This window comes from Prevotella sp. P5-92, assembly GCF_002251245.1.
In the GTDB taxonomy this organism is placed as follows: domain Bacteria; phylum Bacteroidota; class Bacteroidia; order Bacteroidales; family Bacteroidaceae; genus Prevotella.
Genome location: NZ_NPJG01000042.1, coordinates 208185 through 225163, shown reverse-complemented (window position 1 = coordinate 225163; position 16979 = coordinate 208185). Strand labels below are relative to the sequence as shown.

At 46.7% G+C, this 16979-nt stretch carries 15 protein-coding genes and 1 tRNA gene; 4 read left to right on the top strand and 12 right to left on the bottom strand.

Annotated features, from left to right (window positions below):
• The first annotated feature begins 100 nt into the window (after positions 1 to 100).
• The 3 genes from CIK99_RS05135 to CIK99_RS05125 are packed head-to-tail and all read left to right on the top strand — an operon-like array spanning position 101 to position 2712.
• Positions 101 to 814 (top strand): NigD-like C-terminal domain-containing protein, encoded by a 714-nt coding sequence (locus CIK99_RS05135; protein ID WP_094380444.1) that lies wholly within the window; start codon positions 101 to 103, stop codon positions 812 to 814.
• 33 nt (positions 815 to 847) lie between these two features.
• On the top strand, positions 848 to 1402 hold the full coding sequence (locus CIK99_RS05130; RefSeq protein WP_254047728.1) for an RNA polymerase sigma factor: 555 nt from the start codon (positions 848 to 850) through the stop codon (positions 1400 to 1402).
• A complete protein-coding gene (locus tag CIK99_RS05125; protein WP_094380440.1) occupies positions 1399 to 2712 on the top strand; it encodes a porin family protein in 1314 nt (437 codons plus the stop codon). Before CIK99_RS05130 ends, CIK99_RS05125 begins: the two co-directional genes overlap by 4 nt.
• Here the strand turns inward: CIK99_RS05125 and CIK99_RS05120 are convergent.
• The 5 genes from CIK99_RS05120 to CIK99_RS15220 all read right to left on the bottom strand — a co-directional run bounded on the left by CIK99_RS05120 (position 2709) and on the right by CIK99_RS15220 (position 8528).
• A complete protein-coding gene (locus tag CIK99_RS05120) occupies positions 2709 to 3593 on the bottom strand; it encodes a hypothetical protein (protein WP_144007907.1) in 885 nt (294 codons plus the stop codon). The two genes, CIK99_RS05125 and CIK99_RS05120, sit on opposite strands and share 4 nt — an antisense overlap.
• Positions 3590 to 5965, bottom strand: coding sequence for a glycoside hydrolase N-terminal domain-containing protein (locus CIK99_RS05115; RefSeq protein ID WP_094380435.1), 2376 nt, complete (start codon positions 5963 to 5965; stop codon positions 3590 to 3592). Before CIK99_RS05115 ends, CIK99_RS05120 begins: the two co-directional genes overlap by 4 nt.
• Positions 5966 to 6059: 94 nt before the next feature.
• A complete protein-coding gene (gyrB, locus tag CIK99_RS05110; RefSeq protein WP_094380433.1) occupies positions 6060 to 8033 on the bottom strand; it encodes a DNA topoisomerase (ATP-hydrolyzing) subunit B in 1974 nt (657 codons plus the stop codon).
• Positions 8034 to 8176: 143 nt separating this feature from the next.
• Positions 8177 to 8431 carry a 30S ribosomal protein S20 gene (gene rpsT, locus CIK99_RS05105; protein WP_094380431.1) on the bottom strand — a complete coding sequence of 85 codons (255 nt, stop codon included), beginning with the start codon at positions 8429 to 8431 and terminating at the stop codon, positions 8177 to 8179.
• A 25-nt stretch (positions 8432 to 8456) separates the two neighbouring features.
• Positions 8457 to 8528: transfer RNA gene (locus CIK99_RS15220), tRNA-Glu, on the bottom strand.
• A gap of 168 nt (positions 8529 to 8696) precedes the next feature.
• Here CIK99_RS15220 and recO point away from each other — a divergent pair.
• Positions 8697 to 9422, top strand: coding sequence for a DNA repair protein RecO (recO, locus tag CIK99_RS05100; protein WP_094380429.1), 726 nt, complete (start codon positions 8697 to 8699; stop codon positions 9420 to 9422).
• A gap of 7 nt (positions 9423 to 9429) precedes the next feature.
• Here the strand turns inward: recO and CIK99_RS05095 are convergent, their stop codons facing one another.
• The 7 genes from CIK99_RS05095 to CIK99_RS05070 form a co-directional block, all read right to left on the bottom strand.
• Positions 9430 to 10902 carry a PD40 domain-containing protein gene (locus CIK99_RS05095; RefSeq protein WP_094380427.1) on the bottom strand — a complete coding sequence of 491 codons (1473 nt, stop codon included), beginning with the start codon at positions 10900 to 10902 and terminating at the stop codon, positions 9430 to 9432.
• Positions 10899 to 12341: a DUF6057 family protein gene (locus CIK99_RS05090; RefSeq protein ID WP_144007906.1), complete on the bottom strand. Its 1443-nt coding sequence runs from the start codon at positions 12339 to 12341 to the stop codon at positions 10899 to 10901. The genes CIK99_RS05095 and CIK99_RS05090 overlap by 4 nt, the downstream gene beginning before the upstream one ends.
• 4 nt (positions 12342 to 12345) lie before the next feature.
• Positions 12346 to 13809 (bottom strand): PD40 domain-containing protein, encoded by a 1464-nt coding sequence (locus CIK99_RS05085; protein ID WP_094380423.1) that lies wholly within the window; start codon positions 13807 to 13809, stop codon positions 12346 to 12348.
• 13 nt (positions 13810 to 13822) lie between these two features.
• Positions 13823 to 15496, bottom strand: coding sequence for a DUF6057 family protein (locus CIK99_RS05080; RefSeq protein WP_144007905.1), 1674 nt, complete (start codon positions 15494 to 15496; stop codon positions 13823 to 13825).
• A 25-nt stretch (positions 15497 to 15521) separates the two neighbouring features.
• Complete coding sequence (locus CIK99_RS05075) at positions 15522 to 15785, bottom strand: hypothetical protein (protein WP_094380419.1); 264 nt, start codon at positions 15783 to 15785, stop codon at positions 15522 to 15524.
• Positions 15786 to 16067 carry a DUF6057 family protein gene (locus CIK99_RS15215; protein ID WP_256387387.1) on the bottom strand — a complete coding sequence of 94 codons (282 nt, stop codon included), beginning with the start codon at positions 16065 to 16067 and terminating at the stop codon, positions 15786 to 15788. It lies immediately after the preceding gene.
• A gap of 65 nt (positions 16068 to 16132) precedes the next feature.
• Positions 16133 to 16774 (bottom strand): DUF4369 domain-containing protein, encoded by a 642-nt coding sequence (locus tag CIK99_RS05070; RefSeq protein ID WP_158215905.1) that lies wholly within the window; start codon positions 16772 to 16774, stop codon positions 16133 to 16135.
• Positions 16775 to 16979: the final 205 nt, after the last annotated feature.

Genomic DNA, 16979 nt, shown 5'->3' with positions numbered 1-16979 from the left:
AGCCAACCTACTGGCATATTTAACATTTTTTCTCTGCTACCGACGCAAGTTTTTCCAAAATACTTTGTTTATATGACGTAAACAATAAAAAAAGAAAAACATGAAAAGAACAAGAACATTTATCTATGCCATGGTGGCACTCCTGTCTGCGGCATTCACACTGCAGTCATGCCTTGACGATGACGACGACAATTATATCAGCATCGATCCAGACACTGCAGTTGGTATTGTAACCCTGAAGCCATCTCAGTCAAACAATGGCAGCTGGCTAATACAATTGACCGACTCCTCGTTCGCCCAATGTTCAAATATCAAGAAATATCCCTACGGCGACAAGGAATACAGAGCGTATATCTACTTCAAGTATGATTCCGAGCCAAACTTGACATGCGTGTTGCCGTCGATAACAATCACACATATCGACACCCTGCTCACCAAGCCTCTTGCACCAGCTCTCGAATCAGCAGAAGCTAACGACATGGCTTACGGCAACGACCCTGTTGAAATCGTTAAAAGCTGGGAGACCAGTGCAGAAGACGGATATATGAACATCAGGTTCCGCACCAACTGGCTGCCTGGAAGCCGACACAGAGTAAGCCTCGTGCGCATTGCCGACGAAGACGGGATGCCCACATTTGTGTTCCATCACGATGCACAAGGACAGACTGGAGGTCAGACTGGAGACGGCATGGTGGCATTCTTCCTCGACCTGCCTATAGACACCGACAGGGTGCCAGGCAACATCAAGATTAAGTGGAAATCATTTACAGGCGAGAAGTCACAGACTTTCAAATACATTCCAAGAAGCAACTAAATGAACATCTTCGGACACACAGACGAAAAAGACATGGCAGAAGGTATTCGCAAGGGCAACAACCGTGCGATGCGCTCCTTCTATGCCTCTTTCGGCAGCCAACTGACAGCTGTGTGTTCAAGATACATCTCGGACGAAGACGACGTAAAAGACGTTATGCAGGATGCTATGATTAGCATCATACAACATATCGACAACTTTACATACCATGGAAAAGGCTCGTTGAGAGCTTGGGCAACACGCATCGTCGTGAACCAAGCTCTCAACTTTATTAAATCAAGACAACGCTTTGACGAGACCTTCACCGACGATGACATCAATTCAATAGCTCATACATCGGACGCCAACGATGAACCCGACATAGGCGATATTCCGGCAGAAGTCATCCACAAGATGATCAGCCTTCTGCCAGAAGGATACAGAACGGTATTTAACCTCTACGCCATAGAGGGGAAAAGCCACAAAGAGATCGCAGATATCCTCGGTATCAAGGCAGATTCGTCAGCATCGCAGCTACATCGTGCAAAAAACATACTGGCGCGGGAAATAAACAAATATAAAAAAGAAAAAAACAGAATACAATCATGACAGAAAAGTGGAGAAAACAGATTCAAGACAAGATTGACGGCTTGCAAAAACCGGCTGTTGAGCTGTCGTGGTTGGACATTGACAAGGCTCTTGAAGCACGACAGACAGCAAGCAAGACTACCACCGTACAGTTATGGACCCGCAGGATTGCCATTGCCGCGTCTATCGCCTTACTCGTCGTAGGTGGCGGCAAACTTGCTTTCATGAACGACAGCGAGACGTCGCCGACACCATCCACGATGATGGCATCGAGAAGTAAGAATATCGACGGAGACAAGTCATCCACACTATCAGCAAAGGAGAGCCTGAAGCACGAGGCATCGTCAAGCTTTGAGCATATTGCAAAAGTAAACGCCTCGACTTATGCAGCCACACCTACTCCGACGTATGTGTCGGCGACAGCAGCTGCTCTTTCCCAAAACATTGAGACTAAAGACATTTACGAGGAGAGAGAGGATAGCAAGGCTGTCACGCGGCAGATAGCTGAAAAGAGGGAGACACAACAGATAGCTGAAAAGGGTAAGACACGACTGAGAGCCGAGCAGAGGGAGACACTACAAAAGGCGAAGGAGAAACAGTCATTCGATCTCCTTGCGACATCATTCGACAACCAGCAGCAGTATGCCAAGACAAAGAAACGCTCGAGTGGCTTTGCAGCAGAGCTTCACGCACAAGGACTGCTGGCAACAAACAATACGGTCAACGGCGACATGGCGTTCATTAAGTCGCATACCATAAGCTACGCCCCTGCGTATGGCAACGGAGAGATGCAAATGGCAGGACTCGCCTATCCTCTCATTAACTACACGACTAACGAGCAACCTGGTCTCGATTATGAACACGACATACCCATTCGTGCAGGTCTCAGCGTCCGCTATAACATCAACGACCGCTGGAGCATCACTACTGGAGTAAACTATACTTACCTCCACTCATCAACATCCATAAATGACAAACGGTATGGAGATCAGCGCCTGCATTATATTGGCATACCACTATCGGCAGGATATAACGTCTGGAGCAACAAACATCTGACGCTATATGTGTCGGCAGGAGGTACCATGGAGAAGCTTGTCAAGGGCGAACAAACATTCAATGACGACAAGACCAAGATAGAAGAGAGCCGTCTCCAATGGTCGCTACAAGCGGCAGCTGGTGCAGAATATAACGTGAACAAGACGTTGGGACTGTTTCTTGAGCCGGGAATAAACCATTATTTCGACAATCACTCTGACGTAGAGAACATTTACAAAGACAAGCCTTGGAGCTTTAGCCTGAACTTCGGTGTCAGAATAAATATGGGTCGTTAGTCGATGTCGATAGCCTCAACACTCATCACATTGTCAGCAGTTATTCCCGAAGAACATCTTATCTCAATATGGTCGGTCGCAACTGGCGATATGGTAAAACGTCGGCAAGCCTGTTCGTCAATGTCACCATTGCAAATATAGTCAAATCCATTAACAGACAGCGTCGCTCCGCGTTTCATTCCCCGCAAGGTGACACGCACCCATCCGCAGAACGGGGAAGGAGACAAATAGGTAAGCGACGTAGGTGTGGCTGATATCTTCTTACAGGAATATATATGACGGATGTATTGTGGCGTATATGGCTCAGACGGTTCGTAATATGATCCTGACGACACCCTGACTGGCAACAACATCGGAGCTGGAAGCTCATCGATATTCCATTTATCATACATCGCCAACGAATTAAAGCACTCGTCATTCCCGTTTGTCTCAGCAGGAGCCATCACCCACGACCAATTACTGTCAGACACATAAGACTGTCGTTGACCATCTGGATATCTACACCAGACGGTCAACGACAGATGCTTACTCTTTATCTCTCTCAAAAAAGGAGAATACCACACGGCTATCCTACATGTGTCATCTGTAATATAAGGCAAGATGTCGCAGCCAATGCTTTTCAACACCTTGTCACCTTGCTTATAAGGGGCAAGTATGTCGGTCGTGGCATTATATCCATTGACATATATGCACACACGACCGCCACTAATTGCCTCAAGACGAGCTTCTACTGGCTGTGACGGCAAGATTAAGGTACGAAGAAACCACAGTTGACTGTCGCCAACGGAATCTGCACTTATCCATTGACGACACCAACCACCCGCACTCATTACAGCCGGACAGCAGATAAGGAAGAGAAGCGAAAACAGAAGCCTTATCATAATATGCGTGATACCTGTCCCGCCTTGACCTTTATCGTCGTCTCCTTACCGTTGAACCGAATAGTTACCTTACCATCATTCACAGCTTTCAGAGTCAGAGTAACGACCTTACCTTCTGACCATGTCATGCTGACTGTATAGCCTCCTCTTGCACAAATGCCTGATACGCTACCCTCATTCCACTGTTCAGGCAGTGCGGGAAGCAGGTCAATAGTGGTGCCATCACTTTGTAACAACATCTCACAGACGCCAGCTGTTCCACCGAAGTTTCCGTCAATCTGGAATGGCGGATGAGCATCAAACAAGTTTGGATATGTGCCACCCGAGCGGCGACGGTCCTCGCCCTCATAGCCATCTGGTGATACGTATGTCAGGAGTTTCTGATATATATGGTATGCCTGGTCGGCCTTGCCTAATCGGGCCCAGAGGTTGATACGCCATCCCGTGCTCCATCCTGTGGTATTGTCTCCCTTTATCTCAAGCGACTTCTGGCAAGCTGCCATCAGGTCGGGCTGACACGAAGTGATGTGAGTGCCTGGATAGAGACCTATCAGGTGTGACTGATGACGATGCTGCCAATCCCAGTCGTCCCAGTCGTGATACCACTCTTGTATGTTGCCGCGTTTGCCTATGGTGTATGGATGCAACCGTGCCATTGCCTCCTCCATTTCCTTACGCAAGGCATCGTCCTGTCCAAGCAGTTTAGCCGCTTCTATCGTATTCTTAAACAGTTCGCGTATTATGGCAAGATCGGCTGTACCGCCATAACATGTCATTCCGTGATAACCCTTGTCGGTCTTATACTCATTCTCAGGCGATGTTGAAGGAGCAGTTATCAGCTCTTGTGGATTATTCGGATTTTCCACGAGCCAGGCAAGACAAAATTCAGCAGCGCCTTTCATCAGAGGATATGCTGTAGTCTTCAGGTAGTCAATATCCATAGTGTATTGATACTTGTCCCATAAGGCATTGACAAGCCATGCGCCTCCCATATTCCAGTTTGCCCATTCCGGCTTCTCGTTTTTCTCTCCCACAGGATTGGTCATAGCCCATATATCACTATTGTGACTTGAACACCATCCACGTTCAATACCATAATAATTCCTTGCTGTATGCTTGCCGTTAGCCGCTAACGAGGCAATGAAGTCGTCGAGCGGCATTGTCATTTCCGGAAGGTTTGACGGACATGCCGGCCAGTAGTTCTCCTCTAAATTGATGTTTACTGTGTAATTTCCTCTCCACGGCGAATACAGATGAGGTGTCCACAGTCCTTGGAGGTTGGCAGGGACGCCCTTTGTACGTGAGCAACTGATCAACAGGTATCTTCCATATTGTGCGTAAAGGGTTTCAAGATATGGATTACCGCCCTTGTTGTCAGTGTATTCTAATAATTGTTGATTTGTAGGACGCTTGTTGTCAAACACAGGCTTACCTAATCGCAAACGAAATCGTCCGAATAATTCGACATAATCGGAGATGTGCCTATTGCGCAACGCGTCGTAGGAGAAATTGACAAGATGCCATGCGTCGTCTGCAGCATTTGCAAGATAGTCAGCTCCTTGGCTTACCGGATGCTTGTCGCTGCCGCTAAAGCTCGTCTCATTAACGAAAAATAATGTTGCCGTAGTAGCACCAGAAATGGTGATCGTAGAATCTGAGGCATGGATCACTCCCTCATCTGACAAAGCCTTCAAGATAGAGCAGAAGTGTATTGAATGTAGCTCATCGCCAGTAGCATGTCCTATGACGGTGACCTGATTATCAGAGGCTTTCGAGTGGTGTGGCACTTGTCCCGTCAGACTAACCTTTACATTGAGCATTCCCTTGACATTTGCCTTTAGTCTTATGGCTATCACCTTGTCTGGATTAGAAGCGAAATACTCTCGTTCGTAGGTCACACCTCGTCTTGTATATCTGTCGCGGCATATCGCATTGTTAATATCGAGTTCACGATAATAGTCTGTGACAGTCTTATCGAGATTATGGTCATACATCGCGTCATTGTCTTCAATATTCATAGTCAGCAGAGGCTGATATAAACGTGAGTTATGTCCCTGAACATGCAGTTGTAGAGAATCGGCGAGAGCATAGTCCTCATTAAACAAGGCCTTCCTTATCTCTGGTATCCACTTATGGACTCCTGCATCCTCGTTGATGTCAATAGGTTCGCCTGTCCACAGTGTGATATCATTCAGATATATTGTATTCACATCAGCTCCGCCATAAACGAGTGCGCCCATCTTGCCATTTCCTATCGGCAACGACTCCTCGAAATATTGTGCTGGACGATCATACCATAATTTTAACGGAAGTGTTTGGGCTTTTGCGGCAGTAGCAAGAAGCAATAGAATCAGCAATACATTATTTTTCATTGTTTATAAAAGTAATAGTTGTTATGGTTTGTATGGAAAAAATTGTCCCGAATGTTCGTTCTTTCGAATATTCGGGACAACATATTAAGAGTTACTAAGCATCGATATTTGCGTAAGTGGCGTTCTTTTCGATAAACTCGCGACGTGGTTCCACGTCATCACCCATCAACATGGAGAATATCTCGTCAGCCTCAGCAGCATTCTCTATGGTCACCTGCTTAAGCAGACGTGTCTGCGGGTTCATGGTGGTCTCCCAAAGCTGTTCGGGGTTCATTTCACCAAGACCCTTATAACGCTGGGTGTGAATGGTCTTTCCGTCATCTATACCGTTACTCCATTTATCGAGGAAAGCCTGCCGCTGCTGTTCGGTATAGCAGTATTCCTTTGCCTTGTTCTTATATGTACACAAGTACAATGGAGGAGTTGCGATATACAGATGTCCCTCTTGTATCACCTTTGGCATGAAGCGGTAGAAGAGTGTCATGATGAGTGTGTCGATGTGTGAGCCATCGACGTCGGCGTCGGTCATGATGATAATCTTGTCGTAGCGCAGCTTGTCGATATTTGCCTCTTTGTCTCCCTCGCCTTCTACTCCAAAGCGAACGCCAATACTCTGTATGATGTTCATAACAGACTCACTCTCAAACACCTTATGCCACATCACCTTCTCCACGTTGAGGATTTTTCCTCTTAGGGGAAGTATGGCCTGTGTATAACGGTCGCGACCCTGCTTTGCCGATCCACCGGCAGAATCACCCTCGACAAGGAATATCTCACATGCTTTCGGGTCTTTGTTTGAACAGTCAGCGAGCTTGCCTGGCAGTCCGCCACCTGTCATGGGGTTCTTTCGCTGTACGCTCTCGCGGGCCTTGCGTGCGGCGATACGTGCTGTAGCGGCCAAAATCACCTTATCGCAAATCTGCTTTGCCTCTTTTGGATGTTCCTCCAAGTAGTATGTCAAAGCCTCGCCTACAGCCTGCTGTACAGCACCTGTAACCTCAGAGTTTCCGAGTTTTGTCTTTGTTTGTCCCTCAAACTGTGGCTCAGCCACCTTTATAGAGATAACGGCGGTCAGTCCCTCACGGAAGTCCTCACCGGCAATCTCAATCTTTGCCTTCTCAATTTGTTTTGAAATGGCAGGATCTGAGTCTGCATACTTTTTCAGAGTACGGGTGAGAGCCATACGGAAGCCCACGAGATGTGTACCACCCTCAATGGTGTTAATGTTATTGACATAAGAGTGAATATTCTCCGAATAGTCGGTATTATACATCACTGCCACCTCGATAGGAATGCCCTGTTTCTCTGTCTTCAGATAGATGACATCGTCAAACAGATGCGTGCGATGACGATCTACATAACGCACAAATTCCTTCAGTCCGTCTTTTGCATGGAACACCTCCTGACGCACCTTACCTTCCTCGTCAGGACGCATGTCGGTGAGCGTTATGGTGATGCCAGCATTCAGATATGCCAGTTCCCTCATACGCTTTGCAATGATGTCATACTTGTATGTTGTTGTGGTAAACACGGTAGGGTCTGGCCAGAACTGCTGTCTTGTACCACGCAAGCCGGTAGTACCTACCACCTTCACCGGATAGAGAGGCTTACCCTTCTCATATTCCTGCTGATATATCTTCCCGTCCCTGAAGACTTGAGACAACATTCGGGTAGAAAGGGCGTTAACGCAACTTACACCCACACCATGCAATCCACCGCTGACCTTGTACGAACCCTTGTCGAACTTTCCACCAGCGTGCAGCACTGTCATCACGACTTCAAGAGCCGACTTATGCAGTTTCTCGTGCTCATCCACGGGAATACCACGTCCATTGTCCTGTACGGTTATTGATTCATCTTCGTTTATAGTGACTTCTATATGCGTACAGTATCCTGCCATAGCCTCGTCGATAGAGTTATCGACAGTCTCATTGACAAGATGATGAAGACCTTTTTCGCTTATGTCTCCTATATACATTGCCGGTCGTTTTCTGACGGCCTCAAGTCCCTCGAGTACCTGTATATTACTCGCGGAATAATTACTTTCTTTAGTTATATCTTCTGCCATTTCTTTTACAGTCAAATTTCACAGCGCAAAGTTACACAAAATTTATGAGATAGAGAAATATTTAAAGGTAAAAAATGTATAAAAAACAAAAACAGGTTGCATCCTATTAAGACACAACCTGCATGTATGCGGTAATTTAATAATTATCCCAGCTTATTGATATGAAGGGCAAGGCTTGACTTGATATTAGCAGCCTTGTTCTTGTGTATGATGTTGGTCTTTGAAAGCTTGTCCAGCATCTTCTGTACACTAGGATACAACTTCACAGCTTCTTCCTTGTCTGTGAGAGCGCGCAACTTGCGAACAGCGTTGCGCATTGTCTTTGCATAATACTTGTTATGCAGCGCCTTTTTCTTGTCCTGGCGGATTCTCTTGATTGATGATTTGTGATTTGCCATCTTTTTAATTATCTTTTTTATTTAGTAGTCCCTAGGAGAGTCGAACTCCTCTTTAGAGAATGAAAATCTCTCGTCCTAACCGATAGACGAAGGGACCATTATCGATTTGCGGGTGCAAAGTTACTGCTTTTATTTCAATCTCACAAATATTTTCAGTAAAAAATGCAATAATTTTATGTTTTTTGTACTTTTTGGCCATTTAAATCCTGTTTTAATTAGTTTTTCTGTATCTTTGCACTGCAAATATCTAATTCTCATTCGATATATGTTAGTAAAAACTAAGGCCATTGTACTACATTCGTTCAAGTATTCAGACAGCCGTCTGATTGTTGACCTTTTTACCCGCGAAAGTGGGCGAATGGCCATAGCCGTCACTATTTCTTCCAGCAGGAAGGGCAAGTTCACCAAGATGTTATTCCAACCACTGACCTTGCTCGACATAGAGGTTGACATACGTCAGAACGCCCAGTTGCAAAAGATCAAGGAGGCCACGGTATTTTTCCCGATGACGTCAATACCTTTCGAGCAGCACAAGTTGTCTATCGCCCTCTTTGTAGCGGAGTTTCTCTACCATGCGCTTAAAGGCGAACAAGCCAACGCCCACCTCTTCGACTACATTGAAGATAGCATAAGATGGCTCGACTATGCTGCTGGCGATTATGCTAACTTCCATATAGTCTTTCTCTTACGCTTGACTCTTTTCCTTGGTTTCATGCCAAATCTGGAGGGATATGCAGCGGGCGACCTTTTCGACTTGCGCAACAGTTCGTTTGTCAGCGTCATACCTCCTCACAGGGATTATCTCGCCTCTGACGAGGCTTCACTTGTCAACACCATGACGAGAATGAACTATCGCACCATGACACTCTTTCAAATGTCACATAACGAGCGCAACCGCCTCCTTGACATCCTTATTCTATATTATAGGCTTCATCTTCCTGACTTTCCCGAGCTACGGTCGTTATCCGTGCTTCGCGAGATATATTCATAGCAAAGTCCTAATTCTTCTCTTTCCCCGAGAACTTCCTGGGCTGGGCGTCTCTTAGTAGCCTGCGTACATCAGCAGCTGTAAACGGCAACTTACCGCGGCCCAATTCCGGAGCATTAAACGACTTCAGACTGTTGTCATAAAAACGGGGATTTGACTGAGGGAGTACAAATGGTTTGTGGGCTTTGCCTTCTCGGTCAACGTAACAGAAATATGGTTTGCCGTACAATCCGTCGTCACGTTTGCTGGCAAAGACAAACCAGCGGCTGTTGCTGCTCCAGCTGTGATAAGTATCGCTTCGTGGACTGTTCACCGTCGAAAGGCTGTCAACCTTTAGCGTCTTGAGATCTATCATCCGAAGGTCGGCCTCACGGTGCCAGATAGGGAAAGTGCCATAGTCTTGAACAGAATAAAGCAGGCGTTTCCCATCGGGCGACACACGCGGATGACACACGCTTGTCCCTGCTTCGAGAAGAGTGTCAACGGCTGAACCGAATGTCTCTCCTGAGACATCAAAACTGATTTTGCAAAGCTTATATTGAAGACTCTTGACAGCCGTCTCCGGATCCAGGTTCTCTTCTCCTGCAACAAATGGGCTTCGTGCAGTACAGAAGTATATCTCTTTCCCGTCAGGCGAGAAGGTAGGGAATGTCTCAAGCCACATCGAGTCTGACAGCTCCTTGCAACTTTTCACGCGGCCGTCAACAATGTCAGCCACATACACATCAGACTTTGTGTCAAACACTTCCAAGCGCTTACTGCCTGAGGAATGGAAAGCTGGAATGATCTTGTTTGCTGAGAAGACTATATGACGCCCGTCAGGATGAAACGAGAAATATACACTCCCTGAGGGCATGCTATCGGTCTTTATGTCAAGAATCGACAAATTGCCATCGCGGTTGAGCACAGCGCCGCCTCCCTTTCCCCTTACATAAAACATACTTAGGCGCGAGTCTTGCTGGCTATAAGTGTGACAATTCATACATCTATTCCCCACCCTCTCATAGTCGCAGAAGTTCCTTGTCTCAAAGTTTTCCACACAACGCTCTTGCAATTGCAGGTTGCTATACACCTCATAGTCGGGTTCTATCATGCGGTAGGTGAGATAGGGGTCTAAACTATCAGGAACGACGGTCCACGTGAATGGTCTGTATTCGACCCACTCCTTCTCTTGTCCCACATGGACGTTGACCTCGATGGTCTTACCAACTTTTTTTGATAGCATTTCCTTCCAAGCGTCATCATCGAACGCCACCTCGTCGCCTCTACTCTCCACCATCAGTTCCCCATCTACAAACACGCGAACATCCCTTGCCTTATCATTACGTATAACAAAGTTGAGAGGTGCTATGTTTACCGGTATGGTGACGTTGGCATAGTCAGGATAGATAGGGGCATCCATATCTGCAGCCACCTCTACCCTATTGTCGCAAGCAGCAAAAAGCATCACTGCCGCCAATATATAAAAAAACTTTCTTTTCATTTTCTGTCCTTCGCTTTATACAATTCTCGATACATTGGCACCACGGGATTCCCGTAATAAGGGATGTAATATTGCTGCATATCATCAACAAACATGTCACGTGCCCCGACCAGATAATCCGTACATAACAGATAGTCGAGCGCCATGCGATTTCTCGGATTAGCCTTCAGAAGCGTTGTCAAGATATCACGACAGTTAGTGCTTACACGAATGGTGTCATCCTTAACCATATACTGTTGCATACTCCTTAGCCGTGGGCTGAAATGTCCCGGTCTGTTTGCCTTCGACCATCTGCTATAAGCGAGAGTGTTGTCGAGGATACGCAGATATTTCATTGCCGCTTCATCATCGCCTGCTACAAGATTGACTTCCGCCAGACGTTTTATCATACGCACATTGCGGTTGTCGCGCGAGAAGACACACGACAGCAGAGCCTCTCGTTCAGCCATCGTCATGTCGCCAAGTGCGAAGTACAATTCCGCTACCATCTTTATCTCTACCGTCGAAGACTCAGGGCCAATGTTATAGAGAGTGCCGAGATTGACGGGCTTGACGCTGTTTATTGAATACGGCAGTTCTCCTCGTCTTGCCTTTGCAAGATAATAGAAGAACGACACCTCCCGTGAAGGATTATCCATCTTGCTCACCTTCTCTATCAGTTCGTCATACCTGCCAAAGTAATACAGGTTGTCGGCTTCAAGATAATCCTCAAGGTCAGAGCGCGGCATTATGGGTTTCCCTAATCCCGGGTAGGTACGGCATGTGTCGGGATTTACGGGATAAAAGATGTCTGACTTCAGATAGACGGCAATCAGCATGACTGCTACAATAAGCGGTCCTGACACGCGCCTTACCTTTCTTGACAAATATGCCGAGATGGCCTCTCCCGTCAACACCATCAACAGGAATACTACCACTCCCCAATTAAACATCCACAACGCCAATACTCCCAGGACAAAGAGGGAGACACTTCTTGAAAATGGCGACAACCCTGACACCATTGTGTAGATAAGTGCCATAAGCACACCGCCTTGCAAGCAGAGCATCGAAGACATGAGGTATTGCGGGTCAAAATTGCACGATGCCGCATATCCCATCACGCCGACTGTCAGAAGCAAGGCGACCCATCTGTTGTACCCCAACTTCTTCATCGTGAAGCAAGTAGAAGCACCCAGCGCAAGCACCAGAAGGGCGAAGACGGCCGCTCCTGCATACATATAGAAGAATAGCTGAGTCAGGAAATCTCCAACCAGACAGGCTGCCCATGCAGGACGGGAGGAGTATGACATCACGTAGTCTGACGTAAGCAAAAACAGTTGGTTCTGCTCCTTATAATAAAAGGTATAAGAGTAATTGAACTGAAAGAATGCCCATATTTGTAGCGCAAAGCACACCACAACCAAATATGAAAGCCATGAATATTTTACTTGCTGTTTCATGCGCTTATCTTATTTTCGTTTCCACTCGTTGGCCTGACAAGATATTAGCTCCCACTTCCCTACTGTCTATCTCCACTGGTCCTGAGATGAAGTCGGGCGTGTTGAAGGAGTAAAGGGACGATGAATAATAGTCAAGCGGATTCTTCTGGGGCAATAGGAATGCCTTCGTCGCTTTCCCTCGATCGTCGATACACGACAGATAGAGATGGGAGTACAGCCCATCTACACGTCGGCTGGTAAACACAAACCAGTGCGAGCCGATGCTCCAGTTATGGAAGCTGTCCGCATCGTTGCTGTTGGCATTATCAAGAGGCCATGCCTTCAAGGTCTTTAAGTCGAGTAGATACAGGTCGCTTTCCTTGTGCCAAATGGAGAAATAGCCATAGTCCATCTTGGTGAACATGAGGTATCTGCCATCATATGAGGGGCGTGGCCAGGTGACAGTCTTTCCTTCCCGCACAGCATTGTAGATCGTATCGACCTTATTGCCGTATCTACCGGTATTAGGGTCGAAGTCTATGCGGCAAAGATTGTATTTCTCTTCTTTAAAATGCAACGGGTAGTCTTGTTGCAGACATGTGAGATAGTAGAGTGAACGCCCGTCAGCGGAGAACACCGGTGAGTTTTCCGAATACAGTTTTGTGGAAAGAAGCGTATCGAGGATGAGTTCATGCCTCTCCACATCATAGACAAAGACATCCGAGGAGAGATCAAACACTTCCACCCTCTCGTCCTTCACCACATGAAAGCCCTGGCGAGTCTGGTTGGTGGAGAAGGCGCAATACTTTCCTGTTGGGTGCCAATAGGGATACACCATCGAGCCTTTTATGGAGTCGTTCTTCGCCTTCAAGATCTCTGTCTTGTCGCCCGTCTTAAACAGAGTGCCTCCATGGTCGCCACGGATATGAAACACATAGTTATCGGGATTTGTCTTGCAAGACGTATGGCAGTTGACACACATTCCCGGCACTTGGGTGTTCTCTATCAGAGGTCGTTCGTCAAAATTGTCTATGCGGCGCTCATAGAGCCCCATCTTGCTATACACTTCATACCCTGGCGCAATACGCCTATAGGTAAGTCCGTAGTCAGTCATCTCATACTGGCTGACCTCCATTGTGAAATCCTTATACCTACACCATCGGCCGTCTTTTTTTGTGCAGACAGAGAATGTCAGCATTCCTCCCTTGTTTCTGCCTACGAGGTCATGCCACTCGTCGATATCAAAGTCGGCATAGTCGCCTTGATGGTGTATCATGCCTTCTTTGCTTCCCTTTACGGTCACGTCAACCTTGTCCACGTTGTCTGTGACGTTAAAGTTCATTGGCGCGATGTTGGCTGGGATAGTCACTCCACAATAGTCGGGAAAGATAGCCGGCAGCTTGTTCACTTCCACCGCATTGTCAACCGCTTCGGTACATGCCGTCAGCAGCATCGTCACCGACAATAATATGCTATAAATATGTCTCATGTCTTCGTTTTATTTATTTCAAAAAATACCTCCACACCGACGAATTCTTATATCTCTCTATCTGTGCTTGTGTCAACTTGCCTTGCTGTGCATAGGCCAGGGCGACAGCTTCATCGCATGCGCGGGAGTTATACTTTGCCACCGACTGCACATAGCCATAATACTGCATAAACGTATTCAGGTCTTTATTGAGCAGCGGGTACATAAGCAGATATTGTATGGCTACGACATTTTCCTTGTTGTGCATCACGAGTTGTCCACAGAACTTGTCCATCTCCTTGTCGCTGAAGAGCAAGTCGTCTTTCAGTCTTACTCTGCGTAGATAGCCATACATAGGATGGGCGTCTATCAATTTGGGGTTGTGTATCATCTCCATGCGCTTGTCTGCCCACTTCTTGTAGAATATGGTCTTTTGTAACATCATAAGATATTTTTCCGCAACCTTATACTGTCCGTTGATAAGATTGGTCTCGGCAAGACGTTTTATCACCCTGCTGTTTTTATTGTAGTTTGGTATAGCCTCCATCGCCTCAAAGGCAAAGCGTTGGGCGGTATTGATTAGTCCAAGCATGAAAAACGTATCGCCAGTAACAAGGATGGTGTTAAAGTTACGTTCAAACTCGGGCAACAGTCCTTCTGTACCATGTTGGAAGAAGTCGAAGCAGCGGTCGCCGAGCTGTCCGGTCATGGCTAAGGCAATATTGGTGGCACATACACTCATCGGCAGGTTCGGACTCTTTTTCTCCGCCTTCGCCACTATGTCTGCCCAGCGTTGTTGACGCACGAGACAGTCGTAGTCCATCAGTTCGTATTTCTGTTCGTCCATTGCTCCCTTTAGCATAAAGGCGGCTATAGCCACAGCGGCGACGGCTATCACTGTTGCCGCCTTTGCCTTCATAGGAATGGCGGCCACAATAGTAAGTAGGAGGAGCAACATGGGTACGACACACATCACAAGCATTGGCACCTCGATAGAACGATAATAGAAAATCCCCGTAAAAAGCCTTACCGTCGGATATGGCAAGAGATAGGCACTAAGCACAATGCAAAGGATGACATACACGACCGAAAGGACAACGAAGGATATGCCCTCAAGATGCCTATCGCTTGCCCTCAACAATTGCAATCCTATATACACGGCAAGCATGACGGCCATCGGCCCCGCCAACCAATAGAAAAAGGGAATGGCAAATATGGCATATACTATCAAGGGCATCTTTTTCTTTGGTGCGAAAGACATTGCAGCCTGCACAACAACAAACGACACAACATAGGCAAGCAACAGACTCTCGTCGCTCATCATACGCCACAATACCAACGACGGCATGAAACTGAGTATATAGGCCGCCACACCTGCGCCTTCTCTTTTGTTGGCACACATCAACAGCCACGAGAGTTGTTGTGCGCCGACCATCAGTAGGCTGATGACCAAGGCTCCAAAAAACGGGGTGTTATAAAACTGCGTGAGAAACTCTGCCACATAAGTGACTACTCCACCTGGCAAGCCCACACGTTCCGCGAGATAATGGCTGTCGAAGAGGAACAGCTGGAACTGCTCTTGATATGCCATCATCGAGGGATAGCTATAGCGCCAATATACGAATACGGAAAGCCCCAATACTATCGGGAGCACACACTTCCATATCATGGCACTGCTGATATACTGTTTCAACGCAACTGTTTTCATTGTCTTACACCTTATTTATATTCTACTATCTTATTCTCACCTTCTCTCTCTTGCCCGACTCAATGCGTTCACGAGCCGTACGGATATCGAAATCCACTTTTGTCTTCGTAAAGTCAGGACAGTTAAAAGAGTCGAAGTTGTCGAGATCATACTTTCTCGGATTACGCTGCGGAAGGAGGAAAGGGTATGCCGACCCTGGCACGTTGCCTTGTTGCTGTATGGCCTGACAGGCATCGGCATATCCGTAAGGCATACTTGTATAGCCGCCATACAGCTGAACCCACGACATCTATCCCATAAACATCTGTAACTCGCCGTCGAGCAGCAGCTGACCCATAAAATAAGAGAGGGCGAGACGATTGTCTGTATTGTTCATAAAGAGCAATCCGAGCATCTTGTGCTTCTCTGCATAGTTATAAAACATACGCTCCTTATATCGGTAGCTTCTCATCTTGCCCCAAAGAGGATGATTTTTTATATGGGCCTCATCGCCGAGATATGTCTCCGCATCTTTTGCCCAGGAGCTATAGAAAAGGGATAGTTCATTGCCTCGGGATAGCCCAAGAGCCAGAACAAGAATATTGCGATACCGAATAATATTGAGGTTGTCGCCCTTAAATAATTCCTCATCACTGATTAAAAAAATGGAACTTCCTCAATGCTTCCGTCAGGCATTTTCTTCTTGTATGTCTTTGGAAACTGCTTGAGCAGGAAGTCGCCAAGGCTTGTGCCCTTCATGCTCTCGCCCAAGGCATTCGAAGCCCGGCGGTAGTCGCGGCGTAAGCTGTCGAGCTTGGCTTTCATTGCCTCGGCAGTGGTAATGTCGCCCTTCTTCTCGGCATTGCGCCCGTCAATCATGAATGGTTGACATTCCATGTTGAATCTCTCTGTGTGTTCTTTCCATGCCTGCAGCGAGTCGTTCTGTGGCGTGCCCTTGCAAGAGCTGATGCTGTCTATATTCACTACAAGGTCGCCCGGCTCAGTCACGACAAGCAGGTCCTGCACGCCAATGCGGAAATGATAGTCAACTCGTATCACTCTCAAGTCGCAAGTATCGGCAGTAAACTCAAACTTTCCATCTGCCACCACCATCGAGTCAACAGTCTCAATGGTTGCCGGTCTGGTCATCGGTACGAGAAAGATTTTCTTTCCGTTGAACTTAGGGTTTATAGTGCCCATGATGTGGCATTTGCCATTTACAATCCTCTTTTCGGATTTACATCCGCCTAATGCTAAGGTCATCAGTGTGATGACACAAGCAAACAATATTTTCTTCATATTAATTCTTTTTCTTTTAAACTGCTGCATAATTACGATTTCAATACCTCTTACCCTACAACTTGATATGAATCAAGAAACACCGCACAATTCATTACTGGAATAGTAGAGAATGCAAAATTACTGTAGCAGCTTCTGCAGAGTGTTCTCTATGACACAAGGGGTCTATTAATATGTTTGTGTCAATAAATATATTTTTTGAGTC